Origin of the sequence: Bradyrhizobium sp. WSM1417, assembly GCF_000515415.1 — a bacterium.
Classification (GTDB): domain Bacteria; phylum Pseudomonadota; class Alphaproteobacteria; order Rhizobiales; family Xanthobacteraceae; genus Bradyrhizobium.
In genome coordinates, this window is the sequence record NZ_KI911783.1 from 4,787,166 (window position 1) to 4,812,339 (window position 25,174).

General features: G+C 62.1%; 26 protein-coding genes. 22 read left to right on the forward strand and 4 right to left on the reverse strand.

The features are described 5' to 3' along the window. Position 1 precedes the first annotated feature (1 nt). Genes BRA1417_RS0123240 through BRA1417_RS41800 form a run of 9 tightly spaced genes read left to right on the forward strand, consistent with a single transcriptional unit; the run spans position 2 to position 8,649 of the window. Positions 2-544: a DapH/DapD/GlmU-related protein gene (locus BRA1417_RS0123240; protein ID WP_027517866.1), complete on the forward strand. Its 543-nt coding sequence runs from the start codon at positions 2-4 to the stop codon at positions 542-544. Next, positions 538-1,152: a hypothetical protein gene (locus BRA1417_RS0123245; RefSeq protein WP_027517867.1), complete on the forward strand. Its 615-nt coding sequence runs from the start codon at positions 538-540 to the stop codon at positions 1,150-1,152. The genes BRA1417_RS0123240 and BRA1417_RS0123245 overlap by 7 nt, the downstream gene beginning before the upstream one ends. After that, positions 1,149-1,466 carry a hypothetical protein gene (locus BRA1417_RS0123250; protein ID WP_027517868.1) on the forward strand — a complete coding sequence of 106 codons (318 nt, stop codon included), beginning with the start codon at positions 1,149-1,151 and terminating at the stop codon, positions 1,464-1,466. Before BRA1417_RS0123245 ends, BRA1417_RS0123250 begins: the two co-directional genes overlap by 4 nt. Beyond that, positions 1,463-2,119, forward strand: a complete 657-nt coding sequence (locus tag BRA1417_RS0123255) for a hypothetical protein (protein ID WP_027517869.1) — start codon at positions 1,463-1,465, stop codon at positions 2,117-2,119. Before BRA1417_RS0123250 ends, BRA1417_RS0123255 begins: the two co-directional genes overlap by 4 nt. Continuing rightward, complete coding sequence (locus BRA1417_RS0123260; protein ID WP_027517870.1) at positions 2,109-2,486, forward strand: hypothetical protein; 378 nt, start codon at positions 2,109-2,111, stop codon at positions 2,484-2,486. Before BRA1417_RS0123255 ends, BRA1417_RS0123260 begins: the two co-directional genes overlap by 11 nt. A 9-nt stretch (positions 2,487-2,495) precedes the next feature. After that, the gene (locus tag BRA1417_RS0123265) at positions 2,496-2,744 is read left to right on the forward strand and encodes a hypothetical protein (RefSeq protein WP_027517871.1); all 249 of its coding nucleotides are present in this window, start codon (positions 2,496-2,498) and stop codon (positions 2,742-2,744) included. Between the two features lie 3 nt (positions 2,745-2,747). Next, on the forward strand, positions 2,748-4,565 hold the full coding sequence (locus BRA1417_RS0123270; RefSeq protein WP_156948877.1) for a hypothetical protein: 1,818 nt from the start codon (positions 2,748-2,750) through the stop codon (positions 4,563-4,565). Then, entirely contained in the window at positions 4,562-5,455 is an 894-nt protein-coding gene (locus tag BRA1417_RS44195) for a hypothetical protein (RefSeq protein ID WP_027517873.1), read from the forward strand. The genes BRA1417_RS0123270 and BRA1417_RS44195 overlap by 4 nt, the downstream gene beginning before the upstream one ends. Next, on the forward strand, positions 5,452-8,649 hold the full coding sequence (locus BRA1417_RS41800; protein ID WP_027517874.1) for a hypothetical protein: 3,198 nt from the start codon (positions 5,452-5,454) through the stop codon (positions 8,647-8,649). Before BRA1417_RS44195 ends, BRA1417_RS41800 begins: the two co-directional genes overlap by 4 nt. 15 nt (positions 8,650-8,664) lie before the next feature. Here the strand turns inward: BRA1417_RS41800 and BRA1417_RS0123285 are convergent, their stop codons facing one another. The 4 genes from BRA1417_RS0123285 to BRA1417_RS0123300 form a co-directional block, all read right to left on the reverse strand. Next, entirely contained in the window at positions 8,665-8,886 is a 222-nt protein-coding gene (locus tag BRA1417_RS0123285) for a hypothetical protein (protein WP_027517875.1), read from the reverse strand. A gap of 14 nt (positions 8,887-8,900) precedes the next feature. Then, the gene (locus BRA1417_RS0123290) at positions 8,901-9,614 is read right to left on the reverse strand and encodes a PEP-CTERM sorting domain-containing protein (RefSeq protein WP_027517876.1); all 714 of its coding nucleotides are present in this window, start codon (positions 9,612-9,614) and stop codon (positions 8,901-8,903) included. A 140-nt stretch (positions 9,615-9,754) separates the two neighbouring features. After that, complete coding sequence (locus tag BRA1417_RS0123295; RefSeq protein ID WP_027517877.1) at positions 9,755-10,291, reverse strand: hypothetical protein; 537 nt, start codon at positions 10,289-10,291, stop codon at positions 9,755-9,757. A 475-nt stretch (positions 10,292-10,766) separates the two neighbouring features. Then, positions 10,767-11,510 (reverse strand): choice-of-anchor K domain-containing protein, encoded by a 744-nt coding sequence (locus BRA1417_RS0123300; protein ID WP_027517878.1) that lies wholly within the window; start codon positions 11,508-11,510, stop codon positions 10,767-10,769. Positions 11,511-11,658: 148 nt separating this feature from the next. On the opposite strand from BRA1417_RS0123300, the gene BRA1417_RS0123305 reads away from it, so the two are divergent. The 13 genes from BRA1417_RS0123305 to BRA1417_RS0123370 all read left to right on the forward strand — a co-directional run bounded on the left by BRA1417_RS0123305 (position 11,659) and on the right by BRA1417_RS0123370 (position 25,166). Next, positions 11,659-12,300, forward strand: coding sequence for a phage head-tail connector protein (locus tag BRA1417_RS0123305; RefSeq protein ID WP_156948879.1), 642 nt, complete (start codon positions 11,659-11,661; stop codon positions 12,298-12,300). After that, the gene (locus BRA1417_RS0123310) at positions 12,297-12,647 is read left to right on the forward strand and encodes a hypothetical protein (protein WP_027517880.1); all 351 of its coding nucleotides are present in this window, start codon (positions 12,297-12,299) and stop codon (positions 12,645-12,647) included. Before BRA1417_RS0123305 ends, BRA1417_RS0123310 begins: the two co-directional genes overlap by 4 nt. Further along, a complete protein-coding gene (locus BRA1417_RS0123315) occupies positions 12,644-13,102 on the forward strand; it encodes a hypothetical protein (RefSeq protein WP_027517881.1) in 459 nt (152 codons plus the stop codon). The genes BRA1417_RS0123310 and BRA1417_RS0123315 overlap by 4 nt, the downstream gene beginning before the upstream one ends. Before the next feature lie 55 nt (positions 13,103-13,157). Next, positions 13,158-14,408 carry a phage tail tube protein gene (locus BRA1417_RS0123320; RefSeq protein ID WP_027517882.1) on the forward strand — a complete coding sequence of 417 codons (1,251 nt, stop codon included), beginning with the start codon at positions 13,158-13,160 and terminating at the stop codon, positions 14,406-14,408. A 140-nt stretch (positions 14,409-14,548) separates the two neighbouring features. Continuing rightward, a complete protein-coding gene (locus BRA1417_RS0123325; RefSeq protein WP_027517883.1) occupies positions 14,549-15,022 on the forward strand; it encodes a hypothetical protein in 474 nt (157 codons plus the stop codon). 149 nt (positions 15,023-15,171) lie between these two features. After that, the gene (locus BRA1417_RS44200; RefSeq protein WP_156948880.1) at positions 15,172-15,366 is read left to right on the forward strand and encodes a hypothetical protein; all 195 of its coding nucleotides are present in this window, start codon (positions 15,172-15,174) and stop codon (positions 15,364-15,366) included. Continuing rightward, the gene (locus tag BRA1417_RS40770; protein WP_051448373.1) at positions 15,344-16,054 is read left to right on the forward strand and encodes a hypothetical protein; all 711 of its coding nucleotides are present in this window, start codon (positions 15,344-15,346) and stop codon (positions 16,052-16,054) included. Before BRA1417_RS44200 ends, BRA1417_RS40770 begins: the two co-directional genes overlap by 23 nt. Further along, the gene (locus tag BRA1417_RS0123345) at positions 16,054-18,621 is read left to right on the forward strand and encodes a hypothetical protein (RefSeq protein ID WP_027517885.1); all 2,568 of its coding nucleotides are present in this window, start codon (positions 16,054-16,056) and stop codon (positions 18,619-18,621) included. Before BRA1417_RS40770 ends, BRA1417_RS0123345 begins: the two co-directional genes overlap by 1 nt. Then, on the forward strand, positions 18,621-18,977 hold the full coding sequence (locus BRA1417_RS0123350; RefSeq protein ID WP_027517886.1) for a hypothetical protein: 357 nt from the start codon (positions 18,621-18,623) through the stop codon (positions 18,975-18,977). Before BRA1417_RS0123345 ends, BRA1417_RS0123350 begins: the two co-directional genes overlap by 1 nt. Then, a complete protein-coding gene (locus BRA1417_RS0123355) occupies positions 18,974-19,477 on the forward strand; it encodes a DUF1833 family protein (RefSeq protein WP_027517887.1) in 504 nt (167 codons plus the stop codon). The genes BRA1417_RS0123350 and BRA1417_RS0123355 overlap by 4 nt, the downstream gene beginning before the upstream one ends. After that, positions 19,474-19,878, forward strand: coding sequence for an NlpC/P60 family protein (locus BRA1417_RS0123360; protein WP_027517888.1), 405 nt, complete (start codon positions 19,474-19,476; stop codon positions 19,876-19,878). Before BRA1417_RS0123355 ends, BRA1417_RS0123360 begins: the two co-directional genes overlap by 4 nt. Then, positions 19,875-23,708 (forward strand): host specificity factor TipJ family phage tail protein, encoded by a 3,834-nt coding sequence (locus BRA1417_RS0123365; protein ID WP_027517889.1) that lies wholly within the window; start codon positions 19,875-19,877, stop codon positions 23,706-23,708. Before BRA1417_RS0123360 ends, BRA1417_RS0123365 begins: the two co-directional genes overlap by 4 nt. 12 nt (positions 23,709-23,720) lie before the next feature. After that, positions 23,721-25,166 (forward strand): hypothetical protein, encoded by a 1,446-nt coding sequence (locus BRA1417_RS0123370; RefSeq protein ID WP_027517890.1) that lies wholly within the window; start codon positions 23,721-23,723, stop codon positions 25,164-25,166. The last annotated feature ends 8 nt before the right edge of the window (positions 25,167-25,174 follow it).

Sequence of the window (25,174 nt, forward strand, 5' to 3'; positions counted from 1 at the left end):
CATGATCGACCCGTCTGCGTTCATCCATGAGCGGGCGCTGGCCGATGCGAGCGTCAGCATCGGTGCGCGCAGTCGCGTCTGGCAGTTCGCGAGCGTCATTCGCGGGACCGTGCTGGGTGAGGACTGCACCGTGGCGTCCAGCGCCACGCTCGACGGGCCGGTGTTCGGGGATCGCTGCATCATCTCGCAGGGTGTGGCGATGGGGCCGGGGTTTCTGATCGGCGACGATGTCTTCATCGGCCCGAACGTCACGGTCTGCAACGACCGCTGGCCACGGACCTACAAAACGGGCTTCGACCTCAAGAAGTTTCAGTCCGGCTTCGTCACGGTGCGGATCCACAATTGGGTGAGCATCGGCGCCAATGCCGTCATCCTGCCGGGCGTCGTGCTCGGAAAGCGCGTGATGGTCGCTGCCGGCGCCGTAGTCGACCGCAATGTGCCGGCGGATTGTCTCTATACCCGCGGGGGCAAGATGCTGCCGCTGTCCGAGAAGCATGAGACCCGCTACGCGCGGGCGCGGATGCGCAAGGCACTCGAATGCTGACGGTCGCAACGTTGCTGTGGGATGCGAACGACGCCTCGCTGCCGTTCTCGCGATGCTACAACGAATCCTGGGTGCGCAAGCTCCACGACGGCTTCGACCGGAACCTGACGCAGCCGTTCCGCTTCGTGCTGTTTACCGATCGGGAACGGCCGCTTCCGGCTCATATCGAGCAGGTCCGGATGAAGTCGAAGATGCCGGATTATTCGTCCTGCATCGAGCCGTATCGTTTTGGGGTGCCGATGATCCTGGTCGGGCTCGACACGATCGTCACCGGTAGCATCGACCACCTGGCGGACTATTGCCTGAACGCAGACACCATCGCGCTGCCGCGGGATCCGTTCTTTCCGGAGCATGCATGCAACGGCGTCGCACTGATCCCGGAGGGTCAACAGCACGTCTGGCGCAACCATCGCGGCGAAAACGACATGGATTGGATGCGGGCGCAGGATCACGTCTTCATCGACGACCTGTTTCCGGGGCAGGTCGTCAGCTTTAAGGGTCATGTCCGCGATCACGGACTTGGGGATGCCCGCATCGTCTATTTCCACGGCAACGACAAGCCGCACCAGCTGCCCAACGTGCCGTGGATCCAGGAGCATTGGCGATGATCACCTATATGCAGAATTCTCATCTGCGTGATCGCAGGGCGGTAGTCGAGATTAATCCGACTCTTATCGCCGAATGCGTTCCGGTCTTAGTCGATGCGGGCTTCAAGATCGTCGGCAGCGCGACGTCTCGCGGCCTGCCCATCGAAGTCGTTCGTCTCATCATTGAGGGCGACGCACTGCCGGCCGAGTGTGATGGCGCGCATGGCTTGCTACTGGTTAGCCTGACCGTGCAGCAGGAGCAGTATGGCCGCCAGCGGATCACGCGCGTAAAGGATGTCGCCCTCGTCAGGGGCGCCGAGGCCGTCACCGCATGACCGTGGCTGCCTCACGCGAATTCGAATACTGGTCGCCCGAGCCCCTGTTCAAGGGCGAGACGATCTTCTGCCTGGCGTCGGGCCCGGGCCTGACCGCGGAGATATGCCAGCGGATCCGCGGGCGCCGGGCCATTGCCATCAATTCGAGCGCCGTGCTTGCGCCCTGGGCCAGCGTGCTGTTCTTCACCGATTCCGGCTGGTACGAGCCGCGGCGCGAGCTGGTGGCGAACTGGGCCGGCCTGGTGGTGTCGATGTCGCGGACTGCGAAGCGCGAGCTTCCCGACAAGGTCAAGCGGGTGCAGGGGGAGGGCGACCCCCAGGCGCTGCCGGGCTTCAGCCGCGGCCCTCACGTCATCCAGCAGGGCCGATCGAGCGGTCATACCGCGGTGAGCCTGGCGATCGCGCTGGGCGCTTCGCGAGTGGTGTTGCTCGGCTATGACATGCGCTTCGTCGGCGGCCGCGAGCACTGCCACGACGAGTACAAGGGGGCGGCTCGCGATGTCGAAATCTACAGCCGCGAGTTCGTACCGGGCTTTGCCGGCTGGGATGAGGCCGCGCGCGCAGTCGGCGTCGAGGTCGTCAACGCGACCGAGGGCAGCGCGGTGAAGGAATTTCGGTTTGCCAAGCTCGAGGAGATCTTGAATGCCCCGTAGTCTCGCTCTTCTCGCTTCCGCGGCTTGCATTGCGCTCCTGTCGACTGAAGCGTTCGCCGCCAAATGCTATGTGAGGGAATACGCGGCCGTCGGCGCCGTGACGCGCCAGGGCGGCGTCGCCTTGCAGGCTGCGGCCGAGCCGCCGATCGTCGATCAGGCCGCCGTCGACTTCACCAGCGGCCACGCGGAGTCGGCGGCCTTCAATTCCGAAACCCGCTACATCCGCGTGTGGTGCGATGCTCAGGCTTCGTACCAGACAGGGGCAGCTCCGGTCGCGACCAACGCGATGTCGCCCCTCACGGCGGCGTTTCCGGAGTATTTCGGCGTGACGCCGGGCCACAAGATCTCCGTCGTCGCCAATCCCTGACGCCATCCGATGAACTTGAAGCAATTACTCGCCGCCACGATCGGCGTCGCGCTGCTCCTGGGCGCGCTCAAGGCGCCCGAGGTCTATGCGTTCGGCATGGGCCGCGAAGGCGCGAGCTTTGGCAGGATGGGTGCGATCGTGAAGAAGCAGAGCGGCGGAGCTGGCGCGAACACCGGCAGCATCCTGCTGGTCGATGGATCGTCGTTCCTGCTGCAGGTCGACGGGACGAGCCGTGTCTGCCTAGCTGGAGGCTGCTGAGCCATGAGATTATCCTGGAAATCGCTTGCGGTCGCAACCGCGCTGATCGGGCTGTCGCCAGCGGCTCATGCCGCGAATAGTGCCGTGCCGGCTATGACCGCCGCGACTTCCGTGGTCGGGACGGATCTGCTCTACTGCATCCAGTCGAGCGGCACCCTAGATCGAAAGTGCACGCCAGCCCAGATGGCCGCGTACATCTACGGCCTGACCAGCGGCGACGCGACGATCAACGGCACGGGCGCGGTGACGTTCGCCACGGTGAACGCCAACGTCGGTGCGTTCGGGTCTGCCACGCAATGCGTCGCTCACACGGTGAACGCCAAGGGCCTGATCACGGCCACTTCGGCGGTGACCTGCACGCCTGCAATTGGCAGCCTGACCGGCACGGGTACTGGCGTTATCACTGCCCTGGGTGTCAACGTGGGCACCGCAGGCTCTGTCGTCGTCAACGGCGGCGCGCTCGGCACGCCGTCCTCCGGCACTGCCACGAACCTGACGGGCACCGCCGCTGGCCTCACGGCCGGCAACGTCACGACCAACGCAAACCTGACCGGCGCTGTGACATCGAGCGGCAACGCTACCTCGCTCGGATCGTTCACTAGCGCGCAACTCCTTGCCGCCCTGACGACCAAAACCGGCAGTGGTAGCGCTGTGTTCGGTACCGCGCCGACGATTGACAGCCTGAACGCCACGACCGCCATGACGCTGGCATGGATCACGGGCTCGACGCAGTGTTTGCAGGTCAACACGTCCGGCGTTGTGAGCGGCACCGGCTCGGGTTGCGGCGGCTCCGGCTCGACCGGCGCGAACCCGACCGCTACCGCCGGCCCTACGGCCAACAACGGCGTCGCCACCACATTCATGCGGTCGGATGCTAGCCCTGCTGTGCAGCAGGGCAGCGCCTCGCAAAAGGGCATCGTTCAGGTTGACGGCACGACACTCCTGGCTTCGTCCGGCGTCATCAGCGCCGCGCCAACGACGGTCGCAACCAGCGTCCAGACTGGTGCGAATTATCCGTTCTTGACGGGCGACCAAGCGAAGCTTGTCTACCTCAACAACGCCAGCAATCAGGTGCCGACAATTCCGCAGGCCGGCACCACTGGCTTTGCTGCAAGCTGGTTTGTTCAAGTCTGCAACATCGGCGCAGGCACTCAGACAATCACACCGACCATCTCAACCATAGGGGGCGCAGCCAGCTATCTGTTGCCGGCGGCATCCGCGGCTGATCCTGCTTGCGTCGCCGTCGTGTCTGATGGCAGCAACTACGTGATAGCTCCTGACTTCACAAAGGATGCCTCCAGGTTTTCTGCGGGTGTGTTGGCCGCCGCGCGAGGCGGTGCCGGTACTATTACTGGCGCTCTGAAGGCGAACGGTTCGGGCGTTGTCTCCCAGGCAGCCTGCGCCGATCTGTCGAATGCACAGACCGGCTGCTCCACTGCGACCGGCACGTCTGGCGGGACGCTGCCGCTGCTCAATGGCGCGAACACTTGGTCCGCTACGCAAACCTTCGGGCCGGTGGTCGGTACCGTCACTACGCAATCGGGCACCACCTACACCTTCGCATCGAGCGATTGCGGCACAACGGTTCGCTTCTCCAATGCAGGCGCAGTGACTGCGACGATTCCTCAAGGCTTGCCTGTGGGTTGCAACATCGCCGTCATGCAGGCCGCAGCCGGTCAGGTGTCTGTCAACGGCTCTGCGGTAACCCCTGCCACGTTGCAGAGCGCGCACAGCTACACCAAGACATTCGGGGCAGGCGCAATCATCGGCCTCTTCAATGACGCCACCAATCATGTGGTGTTGACGGGGGATGGCGCATGATCCGAGCAATTCTAGCGTGGCTCATGCTGTGTTCGGGGGCTGCCGCGCAAGTTGGGCAGATGCCGAACATTGCTCAGTTGCAGCCTGCATCGGCCGCATATGCCGGGCCGGGCGATGTCGTCGCGAGCGCCTCCGGGTGGTGGGGCTTTCGAGCCTACAGCGCCGCCAAAAAGGGCACCAAGGCGATAAACGTCTGCAACGTGAGTGACGTTGCTTGCGCCGACATGAACACGGACGCCATAACTGGCGCGCTCGTCATCACCCTTGTGGGCGGGTCAGATTGCAGTTCTGTCACGTGCACGATCAAGACCGTTTATGACCAGAGCGGCGGCACGAATTGCAGCGCTGCGGCTTGCGATCTGACCAATTCGACGATCGCCAATCGGCCCACGCTGCAAACAAACTGCGCCAACGGTCAGCCTTGCGCTGTGTGCAATGGCGCGTCCTCGCAAAAGCTAGCGAACACATCGGCGCCGACGCTCGCGCAGCCTATCAGTGGTGCCTATGTTGGTGCTCGGACGGGCACGTTTACGACGGGAGGCGGCTTGCTCTCTTCCGCCTCGACAGGTTTAATCGCTGGCTTCGCGCCAAGCACAAATACATTCCGGATCTTCAACGGAACGTCTCTACCGGCGACGGCGTCAGACTCTACTGTCCATTCGTTTCAGACGGTTTCAAATAACACGTCGAGCGTCGTAGTTGTCGATGGATCGGCAACTAGCGGTACGTCCAGCACTGGCGGCATCGCTACAAATCTGGATATCTGCAATTCAAATGGAAGTTTTCTGACCGGCCAATGGATGGAGGCCGGCTTCTGGACTGTTGCGTTCACCAGCACGCAATACGGAAACTTGCGGCTAAACCAGAAGGGATTTTGGAATACGCCATGAAGAAAGTAGTAGCTGTACTTTTTAGCGCTGTGCTTGTCGTGCTGCTGCTGTCGCCCGCGCTTGCGTTTATACGCGGCCAGCAGTCAGGGTTCAGCGGTGGCCGCACGCAGATTGGGCTCAATGGCATCGGCTTCACCGGCGAGGGGATGTACCTGAACATCCTTAAAATATCCGGCAATTGGAACTGGGCAGACAACGCGAGCGGTGGCCCCGGCCCCGACATGCTGGACTCGAACGGTTATCCGATTTTCAAATCGACGTACCTGGGGAATAGTTGCGGGTCTGGTGGCATCTGCCACGGCGGCATCAAGACCGTCACGGAGGTGCCCCCGTGTGCGACGCGTTCATGCTCCTATGTGCCGATCTCTACAGGGACGTGCACCTGGTCGGTCTCAGGTTCCGGCAGCATGTCGGTGAGCGGTGTTAACACGGTTGGGGCGACCTTCACTGCAACACCAACATTCCTAAGCAATCTGAACGCGTCGCAGGTTACGTTCCAGATTACGGCGACCGACGCCACCACGCCATGCACGAGCCTGGCCGTCGTCCATGTCGATGACGTGGTAGGAGCCGATTTCACCAACTATACGACCAAGGCCGGCACTGCGGTCGGCAAGTTCGGCTCGAAATTTTTGTCGCGGTTAGTCCAGGCAAAATTTGCCGTGATCCGTTTCATGAACTCGCAGAACACAAATGCGTCGAACGTGACCAGATGGGAAGATCGGACCCCGCAGAACTACGTTTTTTACAACGCCTACACGTACAATGCCGCCTATTACACAGGGGCCTCGACCAACAGCGGCACTTTGGGGAACGACTTTGCGGTCTCGCTTGGAAGCGGAGGCCCGGTCGATAAGCAGCCCTTGCACGTTCTCATAGGGCCCGATGGCAAGGCGACTTCTACGGGATCGACGATCTCCGGCAGCGTTCTGACCGTGGCTGGCTACACTGGCGGGACGTATGCCGTAGGCCAGCGTCTATCAGGGACTGGCGTTGACGCAAATCTTTATATTGCTTCCCTCGGAACGGGCACCGGCCAAAATGGCACGTACAACCTCTCGCAATCCGCCAGCACGGTTGCCGTGGGGCAGAGCATCACAGGTTGGTACGGAACGAGAGTGGTCGGAACGACGGCTGCAAGCTGCTCTTTGTCGTGGCCTGCACATGGCGTAAGCGTAAACGACCCGATAGGGTTTTATTCCAGCGGCACCATTGCCGACAGCCTGCCCTTTTATTCCGGTGGCAATTATTACGTCGTGAGCGTGCCTGACGCTGACCACGTTACCGTATCGAACACGGTTGGAGGTACGTGTCTCCAGGCCGCTGTAACCAGACCTTCATCCACAATCGCGATCAGACAACCGACGCTGAGCCTCAACGGCTCGACCCCGATCACCATTAAGAATATGTACAGCAATACGCTGACAGGGCCGAACGCAATCTCGGGCGCGAACACGGAAAATCCGGAGAGTGGTCGAATCGGAACCTTTGTCTACGATGACGATCTGAAGTCTTATTTGATGTTCGGCGGGACACAGGGTGACGGGCTTTTCAACCAAGGCATCATCAACGGCATTCCGATCGAAGACTGTCTGCTGCTCGCCACATACGTGGGCGCTCATCCATGGTTTGTGCAGCCGTTTTTGACGTCGAACGCATCTGCGGGGGCGGCGTATCCGAACTGGATCAATGGCCTCGCTACGTACCTGAAGGCCAATATGCCGGCTTGGATGATTCCGCGCATCGAGCCCGTCGTTAATGAGGACTGGAACTCGCTTTTCTATGGCACCAGCTACTCCAACAACAAAGCCAGTGTCTACTGGGGAACGCCAACGTCTCCTAACCTGAACGATTACAATAACTATTATGGATACGCCGCGTCTTTGAGTGGGCAGGCAGTCAATGCTGTTTTCGGTGGCTCAGTGCCTAGGGACGGCAAGAGATACCAAGTCCCGATTGGCGTGCAGCAGACTAGCAGCCCGTCATCGAATGACGCGCGCCTTGCGTCTACCAAGTTTCTAAGCTCCGGCCCAACGCCGCCAGCAGGGTTTGTTCAAGAGGCCGCCTACAAGTGGGTTACGCATGAGGCCCCCGCGAATTACTACGGTCTTAGCCTCGGTGCCGCTGCTCTTGTCCAGACGGCTTACCTATACAGCACGGGCGACGCCACCCAACTCACGTCCTATGTGGCCAGCACCGGGTTGAGCAACCCGCCTAACGGCGGATCGATCCCGGTCAAAGTTGCTTCTTTCCTTGACCATTATCAGTGGGGGCAGGGCACCGGAGCCTACACAGGCAAGCCATGGGCACTTGACGGAATCGCTATTCGACAGACCGCTTATGAAGGCGGCTGGTCTCCCCCTTATGTGCAAAACACCGTGCCTGGCACGCTGGATTTCACAACCAGTTCGGCCAGCGTCAATTCATCCTCCCCGGTCACATCGGTCAGCAAAGCGGCAGCAGCCGTGCTCGCGATGCCGACGACAACGACTCCTTTCGGCACGGTCCCAAATACCGGCAACGGCGCCGTGGTGGGAATGCCCATCCGCATCGTCAATGCGGCCGGCGGCGACTTCACCAAGCTGAACAGTTCGCGCCAGACCGTCACATTCACAAACAGCTCGTGCGATATTTCGCTGACGGCGAACGGGTACGTTGCCAACGAGGCGGCTGTGTTCAACACCAGCGGTTCGCTGGGAGCGTCGCTGACTGCTGGAGCGGCCTATTTCATCGTTAACCCGACGACCAATGCTTTCCAAGTGTCGCTCACAAAGGGGGGCTCGTGCATCTCGATCAACACAGCGGGAATATCTGGAAGCAATCAGGTGACGCCCGGCTGGTTTGTCAATGGCGTTGGCGGCGCGCTCGGTGCGAACAATATCAGCCTTGATGTCGATACCAGCGCGTACACCGGGACTTACGCTGCCAGCAGCGCGTCGGCGGTCTACATCAACGATGGCAACAACAATTCGATGATAATGTTGGCGTCGCTGTCAGCCAGCAACGCCGGCTCATTCTTGGCGGGGAATGGCTCTGCATTCTACGATCAGCTTATTGCCAACGGATGCGAATTTCCGTCTCAGTTCGATATGGCGGGCAACAACGCCACGTTACCGTGGTCCCCGCTTTATCCGAACGTCTACGTGACACCCGACCCGTCCTATTGGACTGCGATCTCAGCCTACAATCACTGAGTCCGGAGATAGTTCTCACCCAAAGGTTCGGGCGATGAACTTTGCGATCCTGACGGTCGGGCGGCTTTTCACGTCGATACGGTTTGCGAAGACACCAATCCCGAGCGGGATGTCGCCTTCAAGCTCAAACAAACCTTCTTTGGTAACGGAGAATTCGAGCTTCTTGCCGTCGACCTCGAAACTGTAGATCCCAGCACGTGTGAAATAGCTGTCGCGTAGTCGCCATTGTGATTTCATGCAACCCAATTCCCTTAAGAGAAGTTCTCCGCGCGCCTGTTCCTCGCGACTGAAATACCAATTGTCGAGAAGCCTAGGATCAGCATCACCCAAGTTGTCGGCTCAGGGACGCTTGTGATCGGCGCGGATAGTCCATCGACCACAATATCAACAGAGGAGATCGAAAGGGCGTAACCCACTGTCCCACCCCCTTCACCACGCGTGCCATACCAGTAGGTGAGCCCGCCTGATCCAACGAAGTCTTTGATGCTGACCGGTGTGAGGATATCGCTCGGAAGCAAAGGGTTATCACCAGTTATCCAGAGATGAACGGCTTGGCCGTAAGCCCCTTCTAGGCTGTTGATGTACCCCAGAGCTGTGAAGATATGACCATTGTTGATCGTCAAGGTGGCGTCGGACCAGAAAAATTCGTCGAACATGCCGGTGGCGAAGCCAGGTGCTCGTTCCGGCTGGGAGTTGCAGGAGCAACCTGGATCGGTAGTATAGAACGCGGTGGGACTGACAATAGCTCTGGCATCATTGGTATCGAAGACGAAGCCAAAGACGCCCCGTCCTGAACCTAAAGCGCCTTCTCCAAATCCGCCGGGAGCCGTTTGGCCCGTCCTAGGGTCGTAGTTACCAGACCAAGAGGCAGCATAAGTGCCAGTGTAGTTCACTTGGATAATGGCCGCTTGGGCGCTGAAGTTGACGCTGACAAACGCGGCGACCAGCAATAAGAACTTGAGCATACTATGACACTCCTAAAGGGCAGGCATTCCACCGTTCGCGCGGGGATTGAGTCAATCGCGGAAGCCAAAAAAACTCTGTTTGACTTCCTTATGTTCGCTAGGCGTTCTCCGGCCCGCCTAGCCCAGAAAGAAAGTTATAGTCAAAATTCGGGGACTCTTAAGGTTGGGCCACACAGAAGCCCCATCAGCATAATAAGTATCTGTACTGTCATCAGAAAGAGGTCTCTATTATTCGTTGGGGCACTAACCGGAGGCCCCCCGGCCAAAAACGCTTCAAAGGGTGTTGCCCCTCCATGGAGGACACCATCAATTTCGAGGCGAGCGATAGATTTGAGCGATCGCATGTGGTCAGAAATAGGGGGCTTATCGAAAGTCAGGGGTTCCGGACGGTGTGCAAACTCGTTCCGGATATCCCTAATGCGATCGAGGTCCCATCTTACATCGGCACTATAGAGCTGCAACAGATAGCCAAGAGTTATGTTGCGGGCGAAGGCCGTATCAACGAACACGCGGGCTGCTTTTTCATCCGATGATAGTACTCGCTTAAGCGCATGCTTCAACCCGTCTTCAATGAACGAGCCGGCCATGATGGCTAGCGCTCGATCGGAGTGCTTTCCGTTTTCAAGGTCTTCGATGATCTCGCGATCACGATCATCTCTAATGAACCATTGCGGCATGCATTACCTTCTTTCGTTTCCGGAAGGAATTGGGGAGGGCGTCAGAACTTCTTCAGCAGCCGAGCGGCTTCCTCTGCCTTCAGACAAGTAATAGACGACTTCACGTGCGAGGCGGCGGCCAATTAGCTGCACGATCGTGCATTTTTACCCGCGATCTGGACCGGTCGGTACCGGTAGAGGATTGGTGTCCTCGAGACCGCGGGCTCACCGCTCGGCCGCCTTGGATAGAGGCATGAGATTCCGGTTAGTGCCGGCTCACCCGGTAAGGTTCAGAGGAAGTCCCGAAAATGAGGTCAATCGTCACGGTGGCATGCCCGCCTCGGATACGGCGCTGACGACGCTTGAGTTGGTGAAGCTTCAGCTCGGGCATCAACGGTGCCGACTGCAACAACGACGAGGTACTGCAGCAAAGAGAGAGGCATGACAAAATGAGAGACCGCCCGAAGGCGGTCTCTGTACTCTTCTATGATGGCGATCAGGCGGCGTCGAGCGCGGTTGATCGATTGCGGCGGCGATAAGCCATGAAGCCAACGCCGGAGAAACCGAGGATCATCATCGCCCAGGTTGAGGGCTCAGGCACTCCGCCGATCGTACCCGATGTGTCGCTGGTCACTTCAGCGTAGAGATCGGCGGTTGCTGTCAGGCCTTCGCGAACGTGAAGTTGGGAGCCACTCGAGGCCAGAAAGCCATCGCCTACAACGTTTTCGAAGCCGACCAATTTGACCGTGTAGTTGGTGCCGCCGACATTGAAGATAGTCGGAGTGAAGGTCGAAGGAAGGTTGACGTAATCTGCATCAGCGTCGGGATCAACGTTGCCATTTGTAGTGATCACCAAGCCCAGGCTGAAAATAGTCTGGATCAAGCCGAGCGCCGGATTCGTGAAGTTGGTGGCCAAGTTAAAATCGATCGAGTTCGGAGTGGTCCCGACCGCGGTCGTCCCATTGAAATAGGTCAGCGTTCCTACTTTAAATGGCGTCTCGAAAGCGCTTGAGAACCCGACACCTGCAAACGTCAGGGAATTGGGCCCGGTGCCGAAACCAGCGCTGTCGCCGTAAGTGAAGGCGTTTGTACCGACGCCCGTGACCGTCGCACCGCCGGGCTGGGGGTTAACGAAGCTCGCATCAGCAGATCCGATAACGTCGGCAGCGAACGTTGGGACGGCGCTGATTGCGGTGAGGAGAGCGGCGAGACCAAGTGATTTTAATTGATGCACTTTCAAACTCCCAATTTAAATTAACAATAGTTAATTCTTTACCCGCCACGCCCGCGCGTCAATACGCTTTCCGCCTCTCCTGGATGGAATTCAGAGTGACCAAGCTCACACGCCTTCCCGTCGCCATTCACTGCTTTGCCGCCCCGGAGCCCGCATGAGATCGATCGTTACGGTTGCCAGTCCAGCTTCGGACACGGCGTTGACAACGCTGGAGCGGGTGAAGCTCGAGCTCGGCATCCCGGATTCCAATACCGCCAGCAACGAGGTCCTGCAGGAGAAGATCGACGAGGCCTCGGATGATATCGAGGCCGCTCTCGGCTTCCGCCTGGTGCGGGAGACCGCGGTGGAGACCTTCTGGCACGAGCAATATGACAGCGCGCCGGAGAAGCTCGTCCTGGACCGGACGCCGGTGGCTTCGATCACGAGCGTGGTGGTCGATGGGGTCGCGATCGACGCCTCGACCTGGCGGCTCGATCCGAACACGGGTGAGCTGTTTGCGCTCTGCAACGGCTATCCGAGCGTCTGGTTGTTCTTGCAGAGCATCGTCGTGAGCTATGGTGGTGGGTATATCCTGCCGCCGGCGAGCAACCGGACTTTGCCGAAGGGGATCGAGGGTGCGTGCGTGGCGCTGGTGTCGAGCTTCTGGGCGGCGCGTGGGCGGGATCCGACGCTGCGGTCCGAAGAGATTCCGGATCTGATCAGCGCGACGTACTGGGTCGGGGCCGTCGGCGAAGATGGCGAGCTGCCGCCCGACATCGTCGCCAAGCTGGCGCCGTTCCGCAGGGCGATCGCATGACGCCGGAGATGGCACGGCAGCGCTATGCGATCGCGCTCAGTCGCTTCAGCCAGGTGACGATCCGTCGCTACTACGGCGCGGGCAGCCCGCGGGCGCACTATGAGAAGGCCTGCCGCGGTCGCGAATTACAGTATTCGCCAAACGAGATCGTCGGGCCGATCCTGCAGGGGGACTGGAAGATCATCCTGCTGGCTGAAGATCTCGAGAGCGGCGCCGTGAGCCTGCCGCTGTTGTCGACCGACAAGGCGGTCGTGCGCGGCAAGGAGCTGACCATCGCCGGCATCGACGACAAGACACGTCGGTTCGGCGACGTGTTGGTGGCCTATGTGTTGCAGGTGAGGGGATGAGCACCACCGAAGCCCAGGCCCGCGCCGCGGTCCGTGCGCAGCTGCCCGGAAGCGCCTTCGCGTTCCCGATCTATTGGCAGGGTGATGACGCACCGACCTTGCCGGACACGCCGGCGGCGTTCGCGTTCGTGGTGTTCAACAATGAGGGCTCCGGCGGGCGGCCGGCAGCGTTCGGCGGCGGCCGCGGCCGCAATCTGTTTCGCAACCGCGCCCTGGTCGAGGCCTACGTGTTCTCGCCGATCGGCGCGGAGACCGGCGCCGATGCCGCCTCAGGCCGGGCCGAGCTGATCGCGGCGCGGCTGCGCGGCTTCCGTGACAACGATATCAGCGTGTTCAGCGCCGACGTGATCTTCATCGGACCGGGGTCATCGATCTCGGTGCCGGGCGTGACGGCGCCGAACAGCTATCAGTGCGCGGTCGCCGAGATCGTGCTCACGTTCGACCAGATCGGCTAGAGCCGCAACCGCACCGTCGAGACGACGGCGCACTCCATCTCGAAAGGACCATGCCATGCCCTTGGCCGAAGGCGTATCAGCCAGTATCCGCTACAAAGCCTATTCGACCGGCGTCATCACGTCGAACGTCGAGCCGGTGCCGGCGGTGGACCCTGCCGTCACAGGCGGCCAGATTCTGCGGCGCGTCTCGTCGTCGCTGAAGCTTGGCAAGGATACCTATCAGTCGAACGAGATCCGGACCGATCGGCAGATTGCCGATTTCCGGCACGGCAAGCGCAGCGTCTCGGGATCGATTACGGGCGAGCTCTCGCCGGCGACATGGTTCGACTTCATCGAGGCGTCGTGCCGCGGCACGAAGTCGGCTGCGTTGATCGCGCTGGGGCCGTCGGCGCTGACCAGCATCGCCGCCGACAATGCGACCAGCAAGTTCATCGCCGCCGGCGGCGACCCCGTGGCACTCGGCTGGCGCATCGGCGACATCCTGCGCGGGACCAACCTGTCGGACCCCGACAACAATGCGAAGAACTTCATGGTGACCGGCTTTGGTGGCACCAGCAACCGCAATATCTCGGTCTATCCGGCGCCGGATACGATGACGGCGGACACGTCGTTTTCGCTGACGAACACGGGCAAATCCATCTTTGTGCCGTCGTCCAGCTTCGTGTCGCGCAAGTTCGGGATCGAGATCTACAACTCCGATATCGACGTCTCGCGGCTGTTCACGGAATGCCGCGCGGCGGGGTTCACGCTGAACCTGCCCGCAAGCGGCATGGCAACGATGGAAGTGCCGTTCATGGGCCGCGACATGGTTGTCGGCTCCGGCGCGTCGGCGCCGTTCTATACGGCGCCCGCGGCCGAGACCACGACCGGCCTGATCGCGGCAGTGAACGGCCTGTTGATGGTGTCGGGCGCGGCTGTCGGCGTGGTCACCGGCCTCAACATCAAGATGGATCTGAGTCCGTCGGTCGATGCCGTCGTCGGTCAGAACTTCGTGCCTGAGGTCTTCCTCGGACGCGCCAACGTGACCGGCCAGGCCACGGCATTCTTCCAGGACTCGACGCTGATCGGGGACTTCATCAACGAAAGCGAGGTCTCGATCCTCGCCTATTTGACGACAACCTCGGCGCTGAATTCGCCGGCGATGTCTATCTATTTGCCGCGCGTCAAGTTCGGTGATGCGGACGTCGCGACCTCGGGCGAGGGCGGCCAGGCCATCACCATGCCGTTCCAGGCATTGAAGGCCGATGGCACGACCGCGGGCGACGAGGCGACCACGATCCGCATCGTGGACACCCAGGCGACCTGACACACATCCACAGTTCCCCGCCGCACACGGGGATCCTCGCACGGGCTGGCCGCAGTGATGCGCCCTGACCGGGCGGTGACGTCACCGAGCGGCCTCGCTGGCGGGCGAGGCCGTTCACCCTTCCGCCAAAGGAAATCAGCATGAGCAAGTTCGGCAATCTCGCCGCGAACACGTCCGAGGTATTCAAGGTCGAAATCATCGACGCCACCACCGATGAGGTGCTGCGCGACAAGGAGGGCAAGGCCTCTTACATCGAGGTGCTCGCCGCCGACAGCGTCGAGGGCAGGGCCTTCGATCGCGATCGCCAGCAGGTGTTCCGCAAGAAGGCCGCGCGCACCCGCGGCGGCATGCCGGACTTTGATCAGCTCGAGGAGAACGTCGCCAAGTGTGCGGCGCTCACCAAGGGCTGGTACCTAGTCGATCCCGTCACGCGCGAAAAGATCGATGTCGACTGCACCCGCGCCAACGCGCTGGAGCTGTATTCGGCGCCGGGCATGCACTGGCTGTTCATCCAGCCGTGGGTTGCACTCAATGATGCTGCAAATTTTATTCGGAGCTCGTCGAGGAACTCTACGCCTTCGCCGAGCACGAATTCCGCAACCAGAGAAAGCTGAGCGACTGCGCGACAGTCGGCGATCACGCCGAGTCGGCGGCGCGCCAGTTCGCCGCCCTCGGCAAGAAGGTCAAGGTTGCCGCGATCGACGATGCCGCCGAATGCCCGGAGGCGCTGGCGTATCTCTGGCGCTTCTTCGCCGAACTGTCGATGGGGCTGGCGTCGAACGGCTTTGGGCCGGCGCTGGTGACATGGGAAGCATTGCGGGCATGGTCCGAGTTCATGGCTGTCAGCCTGGAGCCTTGGGAGGCGAAGGTGCTGGTCACTCTTGGATACCGGCGGGCCGTGATCGCCGACGAAGAGCAGGCAAAAAAGGCGCAGCGTGGCGGTCAGAACAAGAATTGATTCCATCGCAACCGACATCAACCTCATCGTCAGCCGCGATCTTTCGCCGACAGGCCAGAGCCGCGCGATCGCCGACTACGCGCGGACTGAAATTGCCCGCGCCGACGACAAGAACAAGCGCATCTTGGGCCGCGTCCCGCCCAGGGTGATCACGGTCGACGGGCGCAAGGGCGGCCAGCTTGAGGATGTCCGGCCGAATGGCGGGTCGATCATTACCGAGTGGGAAATCGTCAGCGACGTCCTGGTATGGATCGGCGATACGCTAAGGGATCGCTCGCCATTTGTCTCCGGCGATTTCCGTGAGGGATGGATGCTGCTGGCCGACGGTCAGGTTGTCGAGTTGGGCGGACAGATCCCGCCGGCGGACGTGTACACCTTCGTCAACGTCGTGCCGTATGCGCGGAAGATCGAGGTGGGCAAGACGACTTCGGGGCGCGACTTCGTCGTTCAGGTCCCGAACAGAATTGCCGAGCGCACGGCCAAGGATGCAACGGCGAGGTTCGGCAATATTGCCAAGATCAGGTCGGTCTGGATATCGCTTGCCAATCCATACACTCTGAAGAACGACCAGGTCTCACGCTCGTTCGCCGGCGGCAAGATCCGCATCAGTAAGCGGCAGCGCCCCGATCGCGTCCGGGGCAGTGCGATCACCTATCCCGCCATCACTGTCACCCTGAAGGCTGCATAATGGCTGATGTGCAAGAGGCCGTCCGGCGTTTGTCAATCCAGACGACTGAGACCGGTACGGCCGACGCAACAAAAAAACTGAACGACCTTGCCAAGGCGCAAGGCGGCGTTGCCGTGGCATCTGCGAACACCGAGAAGGCGACGCTGTCGCTCGACAAGAGCTTTACCTCGATCGAGCGCAAGTATGTCGCAGGGGTTCGCGCCCAGCAGGACTATGAGAAGATCCAACGTCAGGTAAATGCGGCAGTATCGCAGAACCCCGCGCTGCAGGAGCGGGCGAACGTCGTCCTGGCAGCTGCACGTGAGCGGCATGACCAGCTTGCTGGCTCGCAGCGGGCGTTGAGCGTGATCGCGTCCGACCTTAACGGCAGGGTGCAGGCACAGGCAGGTTCGTTCGGCGTGGTGGGGCAGGCCCTGACGGCGTTAGGTCCGGCGGGCCTCGCGACGGCGGCTACCCTTGGCAGTTTGGCTGCGGCATTCTATCTTGCGTCTGCGGGGGCACATGAACTCGCGGCGAAGGCTCGTGAGCTAAAGGATTTCAGTGAAGCGACAGGCCTGACGGTCAACCAGGTGCAGGCGCTACGCTCGGAGGCAACCAAGTTCGGGGTCGACTCTGATACGCTGCAGGCGGGCCTGCAGAAGTTCACGACGGGGTTTCAGGAGCTCCGGCTGGGTACCGGGGATCTGCTGACGCAGGTTCGGCGCATCAATCCTGCTCTCGCCGATCAGATGGCGCTCGCAACCGATACCGCTACGGCTTTTACGCTGTACGGCCAGGCGGTCGCCCAGACAACCAACATCTTCGAGCGAAACGCGCTGGCACGGGCGGGCCTCGGCAAGGGCGGCCCGACGGTTGCTGAATTTCTCGGCAAGGTTGGCGACGTCAAGGCGTTGGCTGATGCCTACGAAGCGGCCGGCAAGGGCCTGCAGAGGAACATGATCGACAAAGTGTCGGAGCTGGATCTGCAGATTGCCAAGACGACCGGCAAAGCCAGGGAAAATTTCTCGTCGATCTTCGCAGAGCCGGTGCTGCAGGCCGAGCTGACGTTTGCAAAGGCCTTCCTCAGCGTCTCGGAGATCGCGAAGAACTTCTCAATGTCGGAGGACTTGAAGCGGTATTTACAGACGTATCTGCGGATCGCAACAGCGCCGATTCCGGTCGTTGGCCTCGCGGTCTCGGCCGGACTTGGTCTGGCCGGTTCGGGCGGCGGACGTCCGAGCACGTCGATCGACGATGCTCACCGGCAGGCATCGATGGCCGAGGCGCTTGCCATTTCGGATGCCGTTCCCCGGACGCGACCTTCATCCGGAGGCAGCACCGAAACGCCGGAGTCGCTGGCGGCCAAATGGCGGAACTACGTGTCAGTGCTGGGTACCGCGGCTACGCCGAGCGAACGGCTCAATGCCGCGATCTCGGAGCTGGGGGTCAAGGCGAAAGAGGCGGGCGTCGATGCAGACGTGTTGGCGCGTGGAATCGCAGGACTGAAGCTGGACGACGCGATTGCGCGCCAGAGCGCACACAATTCCGCGCTGGGCGCTGCCGCATCTCAGGCTGATCTTCTCCGGGCAAAGACGTTGGAGCTTGTCAAGGCCCAACAACAGGGAGCCGGCCTTACCGATCAGCAGATTGCAAAGATCAAGGAAGTGACCGCGGCGCAGGCGCTCGGAACCTACCAGATCGATGCTGCAACTGCCGCGGAAGAGCTTCGCATCAAAACGCTGTTGATGGGCTCGGAAGCGGCGTTGTCCTACGCGACCTCGCAGGACATCATCAACAAGAAACTGCAGGCGGGCGAGCCGCTCAATGAAGACCAGATCAAGCAGATCAGGGCTTCAGCCGATGCCTATGCGAAGGTCAAGACGCAGGCCGACCTCTATAGCGAGGCGCTCAATGGCATAGCCTCGTCGATGTCCAGTACGCTGACAACCGGGATCACCGACATTCTGGATGGGACCAAGTCAATAGGGCAGGGCTTCCAGGACATGAGCAAGATGATCGTTCGCGCCATCGAGGAGGCGATCGTTAAGCTCCTGATCGTCGGTCCGCTCATCAATGCGCTAAAGGGAAGCCTTGGCGCGGGCGGCGGCTTCGATCTCTCCAGCTTGTTTGGGGGCGGCGCGGGATCGATCAATGCGAACGGCTCGATCGCGGGCGCCGTCGGGGCAACATCGGTCGGCGGCGCGCCGCTGGTTGGCCTGCACAGTGGCGGCATCGTGGGCGCGGAGGCGACGTTCCACCGCTACGTCCATCCGGCTCATTTCAATGACGCCATGCGCTACCATACCGGCGGCATCGCCGGCGACGAGGTCCCGATCATCGCCAAGCGCGGCGAGGGCGTGTTCACGCAAGGGCAGATGGCTGCCATGGGCGGCGCGTCTTCGCCGAAGGTCAGCGTGACCGTGAACAACTTCGGAAGTGAGCAGGCGACGGTGAACCGGAAGCAGAGCGCCAACGGCGATATCGATTTCGAGGTGATCATCGGGGCAGCCGCGGCCAAGCAGGCCGGTAACCCCGGCTCGTCTCTCAGCCGCGTGCTTGATCAGCGCGGCAGATTGGCGTCGCGCTGATGGTGGACGCGTGGCCCGGGACGCTGCCACAAGTCGTCTTGGTGGACGGCTTCAGCCAGACTATCGGCGACGGCCGGATTCGGATGAAGCCAGATGCAGGGCCGGCGCTGGTTCGTCGCCGCTCGAGTGCCATGCCGAAGGCGATGCCGTGCAACATCGATGTCGACGACGATCAATGGGATGATCTCATGACGTTCGGAGAGACGACTTTGATCGGCTGGACGCTGCCGTTCACGTTTCCGGATCCCGCGGGCGGCGCTGACCTGCTCGTGCGGTTTGCCGACAATCTGCCGTCGCGCAGCGAGGTCGTCACCGGCGTATGGCGGGTTGCGCTCGATCTGGAGATTTTGCCTTGAGGGTCTTATCCCTGAACTTCCGCCAGGCCCTGTTTGCGCAGCAGTCGGGCGAGGTCCCGATTTTCCTGCTGACCATCACGCATCCGCAGCTTGCGAATCCGATCCTCTTGACGACCGATCCGACGACGCGGATCACGACAGATCCGCTGGTTTACGGCACGGTGTCGCGCGGCGAGACCTATCTCTTTGCCGGCGTCGACATCACCTTGCCGGACGAGCAGGACAAGTCGCCACCGGCCTCGAAGCTGTCGATCCAGAACGTCACGCGCGACCTGATCCCGCTGGCGCGCTCGGTCGCGACGCCGCCGCAGGTACTGATCGAGGCCGTCCTGGCCTCAGCCCCCGATACGGTCGAGACCACTTTTGCGACGTTCGACATGGCCAATCTGGTCGCGGACGCCGCCATGCTGAATTTCGACCTGACCATCGACGCGCTGGCGACCGAGCCGTACCCGTCCGGCACGTTCTCGCCGGCCTCGTTTCCCGGACTGTTCTATTGAGCAAGGCGTTCGAGCCCTATGTCGGCATTCCCTATCTCGAGCGCGGCCGGAGCATCTCCGGCTGCGATTGCTACGGCCTGGTGCGACTGGTGCTGGCCGAGCTGCGGGGCGCCGAGCTGCCGTCCTTTGTCGAGGCCTACGTCTCAGCAACCGACCGCGCCGCGCTGGCGCGGTTGATCGCAGGCGAGATCGCGCCATGGCAGCCCGTTGCGTTCGGCGAGGAGCGGCCCTTCGACGGCGTGCTGATGCGGGCAGGGCGGCTGTTGTCCCATATCGGCCTGGTGGTCGAGCCGGGGCGGCTGCTGCACGTCAGCGAGGGCGAAGAGTCCAGGATCGAGCGCTATCGTGCACCGCCGCTCAGCCATCGCGTCGTCGGGTTCTACAGGTGGCAGGCCGTATGATGCTTCCGGTTCGGCAGCTGCACCAGGGCGAGATCCTGTCGCCGGCGGCGACCGTGCGCGTCATCGGGCGGACCCATCCGCTCGCCGGCGAGCGCGTGGTGCGCGACGTCGCGGCCGGGCTGTCGATTGCCGAGATCCTCGCGCTTTGCGCCGGTGAGAGCTATGCCGGCGGCTTTATCGTTCATATCAACGGGCACGCGGTCCCGCCGGAGCATTTTCGAAAGGTGCGGGTCAAGGCGGGCGCGACCGTTACGTTCATGCCGCGGCTGCAGGGCGGCGGCAACGTCTGGCGCACCGTCCTGTCGGCGGTCATCGCGGTCACGGCGCTGGTGGTTGCGCCTTATTTGGCGCCCTTCCTTGTCCCGTTGGGGCTGTCGCTCGGTGTTGCCACCGCTCTTGTCGCCGGTGGCATCATGCTGGCCGGCACGCTGGCGCTCAACGCGCTGTTTCCGGTGCGGCCGCCGCAGCTCGGCGACAACACCGCTTCGGCCTCGCTCAATTCGATCCAGGGCGCGCAGAACCAGGCTGCGCCGTTCGGCGCGGTGCCGGTGGTGCTGGGCCGTCACCGCCAGTCGCCGTTCTATGCCGCCAAGCCCTACACCGAGATTGTCGGCGAGGATCAATATCTCCGGCTGCTGTTCTGTCCCGGCTATGGCCCGCTCGCGATCGACGACTTGCAGATCGGCGAGACGCTGCTGTCGTCCTATTCCAATTACGATATCGAGGTGCGCCAGGGCCTTGTCTCGGATGCGGCGGTGACGCTCTATCCCGGTACCGTCGACGAGGTCGCGCTGTCGATCACGCTGGCCAATGGCAATGATCCTGCCGGCTCGGATACCGGCACCGGCGGCCCATGGCAGAGCCTGACCACGCCGCCCGACACCGACGAGATCTCGCTCGATTTCGTCGCGCCGCAGGGCTGCTACCAGGTCAACAGCAACAGCGGCAATGCCGACGAATATCGCGTCACCATCAAGTGCCAGTATCGGCCGGTGGGGACGGTCAGCTGGTTCAACATGTCGGACGCCGTCTTCAATCGCTCGACCAGCCCGATCAGGCGCGGCGTGCGCGAGGTGGTTGCGCGCGGACAGTACGAGGTGCGCGCCAAGAAACAGACCGGCGATGGCCGTGACGACAAGATCAAGGACGAGGTGGCGTGGACCGCGATCCGCTCGCTCAAGAACGCGGCGCCGATCGGCTTTGCCAAGCCGCTGGCCTTGATCGCCCTGCGGATCCGCGCCAGCGATCAGCTGTCCGGCGTCATCAGCACCCTGAACTGTATCACCACCTCGCTGGTCAAGGCCTATTCCGGCGCTGGCAATGTGTGGAGCGACGACACCGCCTCGCAATGGCCGCCGGATCTGTTCCGGCATGTGCTGCAGGGCCCGGCCAATGCGCGGCCGGTTGCCGATGCCGGCATTGATCTCGGCAATCTGCAGGAATGGTGGGTCTACTGCGTCGCCAACGGTTTCAAATTCAACCAGGTGCTGACATCGGCAGGCTCGGTCTATGACAAGCTTGCCGACATCGCCGCAGCTGGCCGCGCCGTTCCGACTTTCATCAACGGCAAATGGGGCGTGATCTGGGACCGGCCGGATGATGCCATCGTGCAGCACTTCACCCCGCGTAACTCCTGGGGTTTCCAGCTGCAGCACCCCTATGCCCAGCAGCCGCACGGCTGGCGAGTCAGCTTCATCAACGAGGACAACGGCTTCACGCAGGACGAGCGCATCGTCTACGACGACGGCTACGATGCCACCAATGCGACCCTGTTTGAGGGGTTACAGTTTCCCGGTGTCACCGATCCTGACGGCATCTGGAAGCACGGCCGGTTTCATATCGCGCAGTCCCGGCTGCGGCCGGAGAAGATCTCGCTCAATGTCGGCTGGGAGCATCTTGTCTGCACCCGCGGCGATCGCGTCCGGGTCACTCACGACGTGCTGCTGATCGGGCTCGCTGCGGCCCGGGTCAAGGCAGTTCCGGGTCAGACCATAATGGTGGATGGAATTGAGGTGACGCTCGGCGCGCAGGAGATCGTGATCGATGAGACCGTCACGATTGAGGCCGGCAAGACCTACGGCATGACCTTCCGCGTCCCCGACGACGTTCGCACCATCACCCGCGCCGTCGATGCGGTGATGACGGCTGGCGACTATACCGCGCTGACGCTGGTCGGGGACCTCTCCGGCATTGCCGACGGCGTCCTGGTCGCCTTCGGCGAGACCGACCGCGCCAGTGCCAATTATCGCGTCCAGGGGATCGCGCACCAGAAAGACCTGATCGCAACCCTGACCCTGGTCGACGATGCCCCGGAAATATCGCAGGCCGATCAGGGCGAGATCCCGGCCTACAATCCGAACGTCACAATCCCGGCCGATCCGTTCTCGCTGCCTCCGCGCGACCTGCAGTATCTCGAGGTGATCGACGGCTATGGTGCTTCGGTCCGCGCCCTTGTGCACCTGTCCTGGCAACTGCCGCGCTTCGGCAATGTCGCATCCTTCGAGGTGCAGCAGCAGGATAACGATGGCGGCGCGGCCTGGGTGACGGTTGCGTCCGTGCTGCCGCCGAACATGTCGGCGGACGTACCGATTATCGCGGCTGGTGCATGGAGCTTTCGGGTTCGCTGCGTCTTCACCAACGGCACGGTGTCGGCGTGGACGGCGCTCAACGGGCTGGCTCTGCTCGGACTGTCGTCTGTTCCGGGCGACATCGTCAACCTGCACCAGCACAGCGTCGATGGCCAGACCGTGCTGGATTGGGACGATGTCACCGATCACCGCCTGGTCTATTACGAGGTCCGCAAAGGCACTTCGTGGGACACCGGCCTGGTCGTCGGCGATGTCGTCACCCAGCCGCCATGGCCCACCACGGGCGACGGCACCTATCACGTCAGGGCCTATGTGCTGTCGCCGTTCGGCGTGCGGATCTACAGCGCTTCCACAGCCTCGATCGCGATCGCCGATTCCATCATCTCGCGCAACATCATCGTCTCCAACGATGAGCAGGCTGCGGGATGGCCGGGTGGGCTCGATGGCGGCGTCATCGCCGGCAGCTTCATCCGCACCGACGTCGGCGCGGCGATCTCGATGCCTTGGGCGCAGGAGATCGTCGACCAGCTCAGCCTCGATGGCCTGCACATCGCGGTCTATCTCTCTTCGGTGATCGTGGACATCGGTCGCGCCGCCGAGTGCCGGTTCTGGACCGAGTACGAGGCCTCCGGTGTGCTGCAAGGCGAGGATTTTCTGGCGCAGCCGGACGTCCTTGGATCGGGCGATATTCTCGGGACCTCGCCAACACGCTTCATCCAGGCGTTCCCGATCTGGCGGTTTGCATCCTCGGGCACCAACGACGTCTTTACGCCGACGGACGTGTTTGCGCCGACCGACGTGTTCACGGCGGATGTTGTTTGGGGGGATTTCGTTGCGATCGCGTCGGGCACGCGGGTCGGTCGGTACTTTCGCGCGGGCTTGGTGCTGATCACCAACGACGCAACCACGGACGCGACCGGCACGAAGTTCAGTTGGTTCGTCGACGTGCCCGATCGCAATGACGACTACACCGAGCTCGCCGTGCCGAACACCGGGCTCGAGGTCACCTTCTATAGCGGCGGCTATGACGCCACGCCCGCGGGCGGGGCCACGCCGGTGCCGTTCAATGGTGGCCCGAACGGGTCAACCGTGCCGCACGTGCAGCGCGCCATCATCAACGGCAGCAACGGCGACGAGGTCAAGGTCACCAACCTCACGCTGGCGGGCTGCACCGTCCATGTCGTCAACGCCGGCTCCAACGTGACGCGCAGCGGCGTCAATCTTCTGGTTCGCGGCTTTTAGGAGCATCACGAAATGAAGCGTCAACTTCACCTGATCGCCATCGCGGCGATCGCGGGATCGATCGCGGCCGGCGCCGTGCAGTCGCTGATCTCGGCCTGGGCCGTGCAGAACGAGTTGGTGCCGCCGACGTCCGGCATCTACACCGGCGTGCAGTACTCGCAAAAGATCGGCGATGCTTTTCGATCGCTCGCGAGCTGCAACAAAGGCGCAACCGCGCCGGCCAATGTTGGCGGCGCGACGGTCGACGGCCTTTGTTGGATCGACGATTCCCTGACGCCGTGGAGCGTCAAGCAATATGTCAACGGCGGCTGGGCCGTCACCGGCTACCTCGATCCCTCCAACAGCAGTTTTTCGGGCGTCGTCGGCGGCGGGCTTGGTTCGATCGCCTCGGCCTCGACCACGGATCTCGGCTCGGTGCCGCAAGCCAGCGTGACCATCACGGGCACCGCGACGATCTCCGCGTTCGGTTCGGCCGCGCCAGATGGTACGATCAAGTTCATTCGGTTTGCTGGCGCGTTGAAGCTTGCCAATTCTGCCGCGCTTGCGGTCCCTGGCGGCTATGACCTGGTCACGGCGGCCGGCGACCGCGCGATCGTCACACATCTCGGCAGCGGCAGCTGGGAAATTACGCAATACACCCGTGCCAATGGCATTCCGGTCGACGTCGCGTCGGTCGGAAAGATCGAGTACGGCAATTTCGAAAGCATCCCGCCGAATAGCGTTTCCGGCTACGGCCAGGCGCTGTCCAGGGCGAGCTATCCGGTTTACCTGGCAAAGGTGACGCGGGCGCAGAACGGCACCCGTACCTCCGGCAATGCGACGATCACGGGCATCGCCAACACGGAAGGGTTCGGCCCCGGCATGCCGGTCGAGGGCACCGGCATCAATGCCGGCTGCATCATCGCGAGCTTCGTTCAGAACACCTCGATCACTCTCAACTCGTCCTCTTGCGTTACTGCGTCGGGGACATCGGCCGTTACTGTGTTTCTGACGGGCTACGGCGTTTCGGGGAACTCCACCACGGTCGGTGTCAAGGATTGCCGCGGCCGAGCCCTTGCGGGGCGTGATCTCTTCAGAAACGGCGCTTGGGCAAACCGGCTGACCCCGTCCTATTTTGGTGTGGACTCATCGATATCTGGCATCGCCAATGGTTCGGAATTTCAGACGCTGACCCTCGGCCAGCTCCCGACTGGGATTACCGTCGCCGGGACCATTCACGTCACCTCGGATCAGGGCAACATCCCGTCGAGCACAACCCAATCGGGTGCGGTCGATGCCACCAGTGGCACTCGCTGGGGCATCATCGGGCCGGCCTCAGGCACCACGCCTGCGACGATCGGCGACATCACGTCGACCGGTACGGCGCAAACCATGACGTCGACGAACACCAGCGGCAATTCGCATCCGATCGTACCTCCGACGCTGATCGCCGACTGCGTCGTTCGCGTGACGCCGTAAAGCGCCCT

What these genes read in the sequence shown, in the direction of transcription:
- BRA1417_RS0123240 (WP_027517866.1), top strand. Translation starts at nt 2, where the DNA reads ATGATCGACCCGTCTGCGTTCATCCATGAGCGGGCGCTGGCCGATGCG.
- BRA1417_RS0123245 (WP_027517867.1), top strand. Translation starts at nt 538, where the DNA reads ATGCTGACGGTCGCAACGTTGCTGTGGGATGCGAACGACGCCTCGCTG.
- BRA1417_RS0123250 (WP_027517868.1), top strand. Translation starts at nt 1,149, where the DNA reads ATGATCACCTATATGCAGAATTCTCATCTGCGTGATCGCAGGGCGGTA.
- BRA1417_RS0123255 (WP_027517869.1), top strand. Translation starts at nt 1,463, where the DNA reads ATGACCGTGGCTGCCTCACGCGAATTCGAATACTGGTCGCCCGAGCCC.
- BRA1417_RS0123260 (WP_027517870.1), top strand. Translation starts at nt 2,109, where the DNA reads ATGCCCCGTAGTCTCGCTCTTCTCGCTTCCGCGGCTTGCATTGCGCTC.
- BRA1417_RS0123265 (WP_027517871.1), top strand. Translation starts at nt 2,496, where the DNA reads ATGAACTTGAAGCAATTACTCGCCGCCACGATCGGCGTCGCGCTGCTC.
- BRA1417_RS0123270 (WP_156948877.1), top strand. Translation starts at nt 2,748, where the DNA reads ATGAGATTATCCTGGAAATCGCTTGCGGTCGCAACCGCGCTGATCGGG.
- BRA1417_RS44195 (WP_027517873.1), top strand. Translation starts at nt 4,562, where the DNA reads ATGATCCGAGCAATTCTAGCGTGGCTCATGCTGTGTTCGGGGGCTGCC.
- BRA1417_RS41800 (WP_027517874.1), top strand. Translation starts at nt 5,452, where the DNA reads ATGAAGAAAGTAGTAGCTGTACTTTTTAGCGCTGTGCTTGTCGTGCTG.
- BRA1417_RS0123285 (WP_027517875.1), bottom strand. Translation starts at nt 8,886, where the DNA reads ATGAAATCACAATGGCGACTACGCGACAGCTATTTCACACGTGCTGGG.
- BRA1417_RS0123290 (WP_027517876.1), bottom strand. Translation starts at nt 9,614, where the DNA reads ATGCTCAAGTTCTTATTGCTGGTCGCCGCGTTTGTCAGCGTCAACTTC.
- BRA1417_RS0123295 (WP_027517877.1), bottom strand. Translation starts at nt 10,291, where the DNA reads ATGCCGCAATGGTTCATTAGAGATGATCGTGATCGCGAGATCATCGAA.
- BRA1417_RS0123305 (WP_156948879.1), top strand. Translation starts at nt 11,659, where the DNA reads ATGAGATCGATCGTTACGGTTGCCAGTCCAGCTTCGGACACGGCGTTG.
- BRA1417_RS0123310 (WP_027517880.1), top strand. Translation starts at nt 12,297, where the DNA reads ATGACGCCGGAGATGGCACGGCAGCGCTATGCGATCGCGCTCAGTCGC.
- BRA1417_RS0123315 (WP_027517881.1), top strand. Translation starts at nt 12,644, where the DNA reads ATGAGCACCACCGAAGCCCAGGCCCGCGCCGCGGTCCGTGCGCAGCTG.
- BRA1417_RS0123320 (WP_027517882.1), top strand. Translation starts at nt 13,158, where the DNA reads ATGCCCTTGGCCGAAGGCGTATCAGCCAGTATCCGCTACAAAGCCTAT.
- BRA1417_RS0123325 (WP_027517883.1), top strand. Translation starts at nt 14,549, where the DNA reads ATGAGCAAGTTCGGCAATCTCGCCGCGAACACGTCCGAGGTATTCAAG.
- BRA1417_RS44200 (WP_156948880.1), top strand. Translation starts at nt 15,172, where the DNA reads ATGGGGCTGGCGTCGAACGGCTTTGGGCCGGCGCTGGTGACATGGGAA.
- BRA1417_RS0123345 (WP_027517885.1), top strand. Translation starts at nt 16,054, where the DNA reads ATGGCTGATGTGCAAGAGGCCGTCCGGCGTTTGTCAATCCAGACGACT.
- BRA1417_RS0123350 (WP_027517886.1), top strand. Translation starts at nt 18,621, where the DNA reads ATGGTGGACGCGTGGCCCGGGACGCTGCCACAAGTCGTCTTGGTGGAC.
- BRA1417_RS0123365 (WP_027517889.1), top strand. Translation starts at nt 19,875, where the DNA reads ATGATGCTTCCGGTTCGGCAGCTGCACCAGGGCGAGATCCTGTCGCCG.
- BRA1417_RS0123370 (WP_027517890.1), top strand. Translation starts at nt 23,721, where the DNA reads ATGAAGCGTCAACTTCACCTGATCGCCATCGCGGCGATCGCGGGATCG.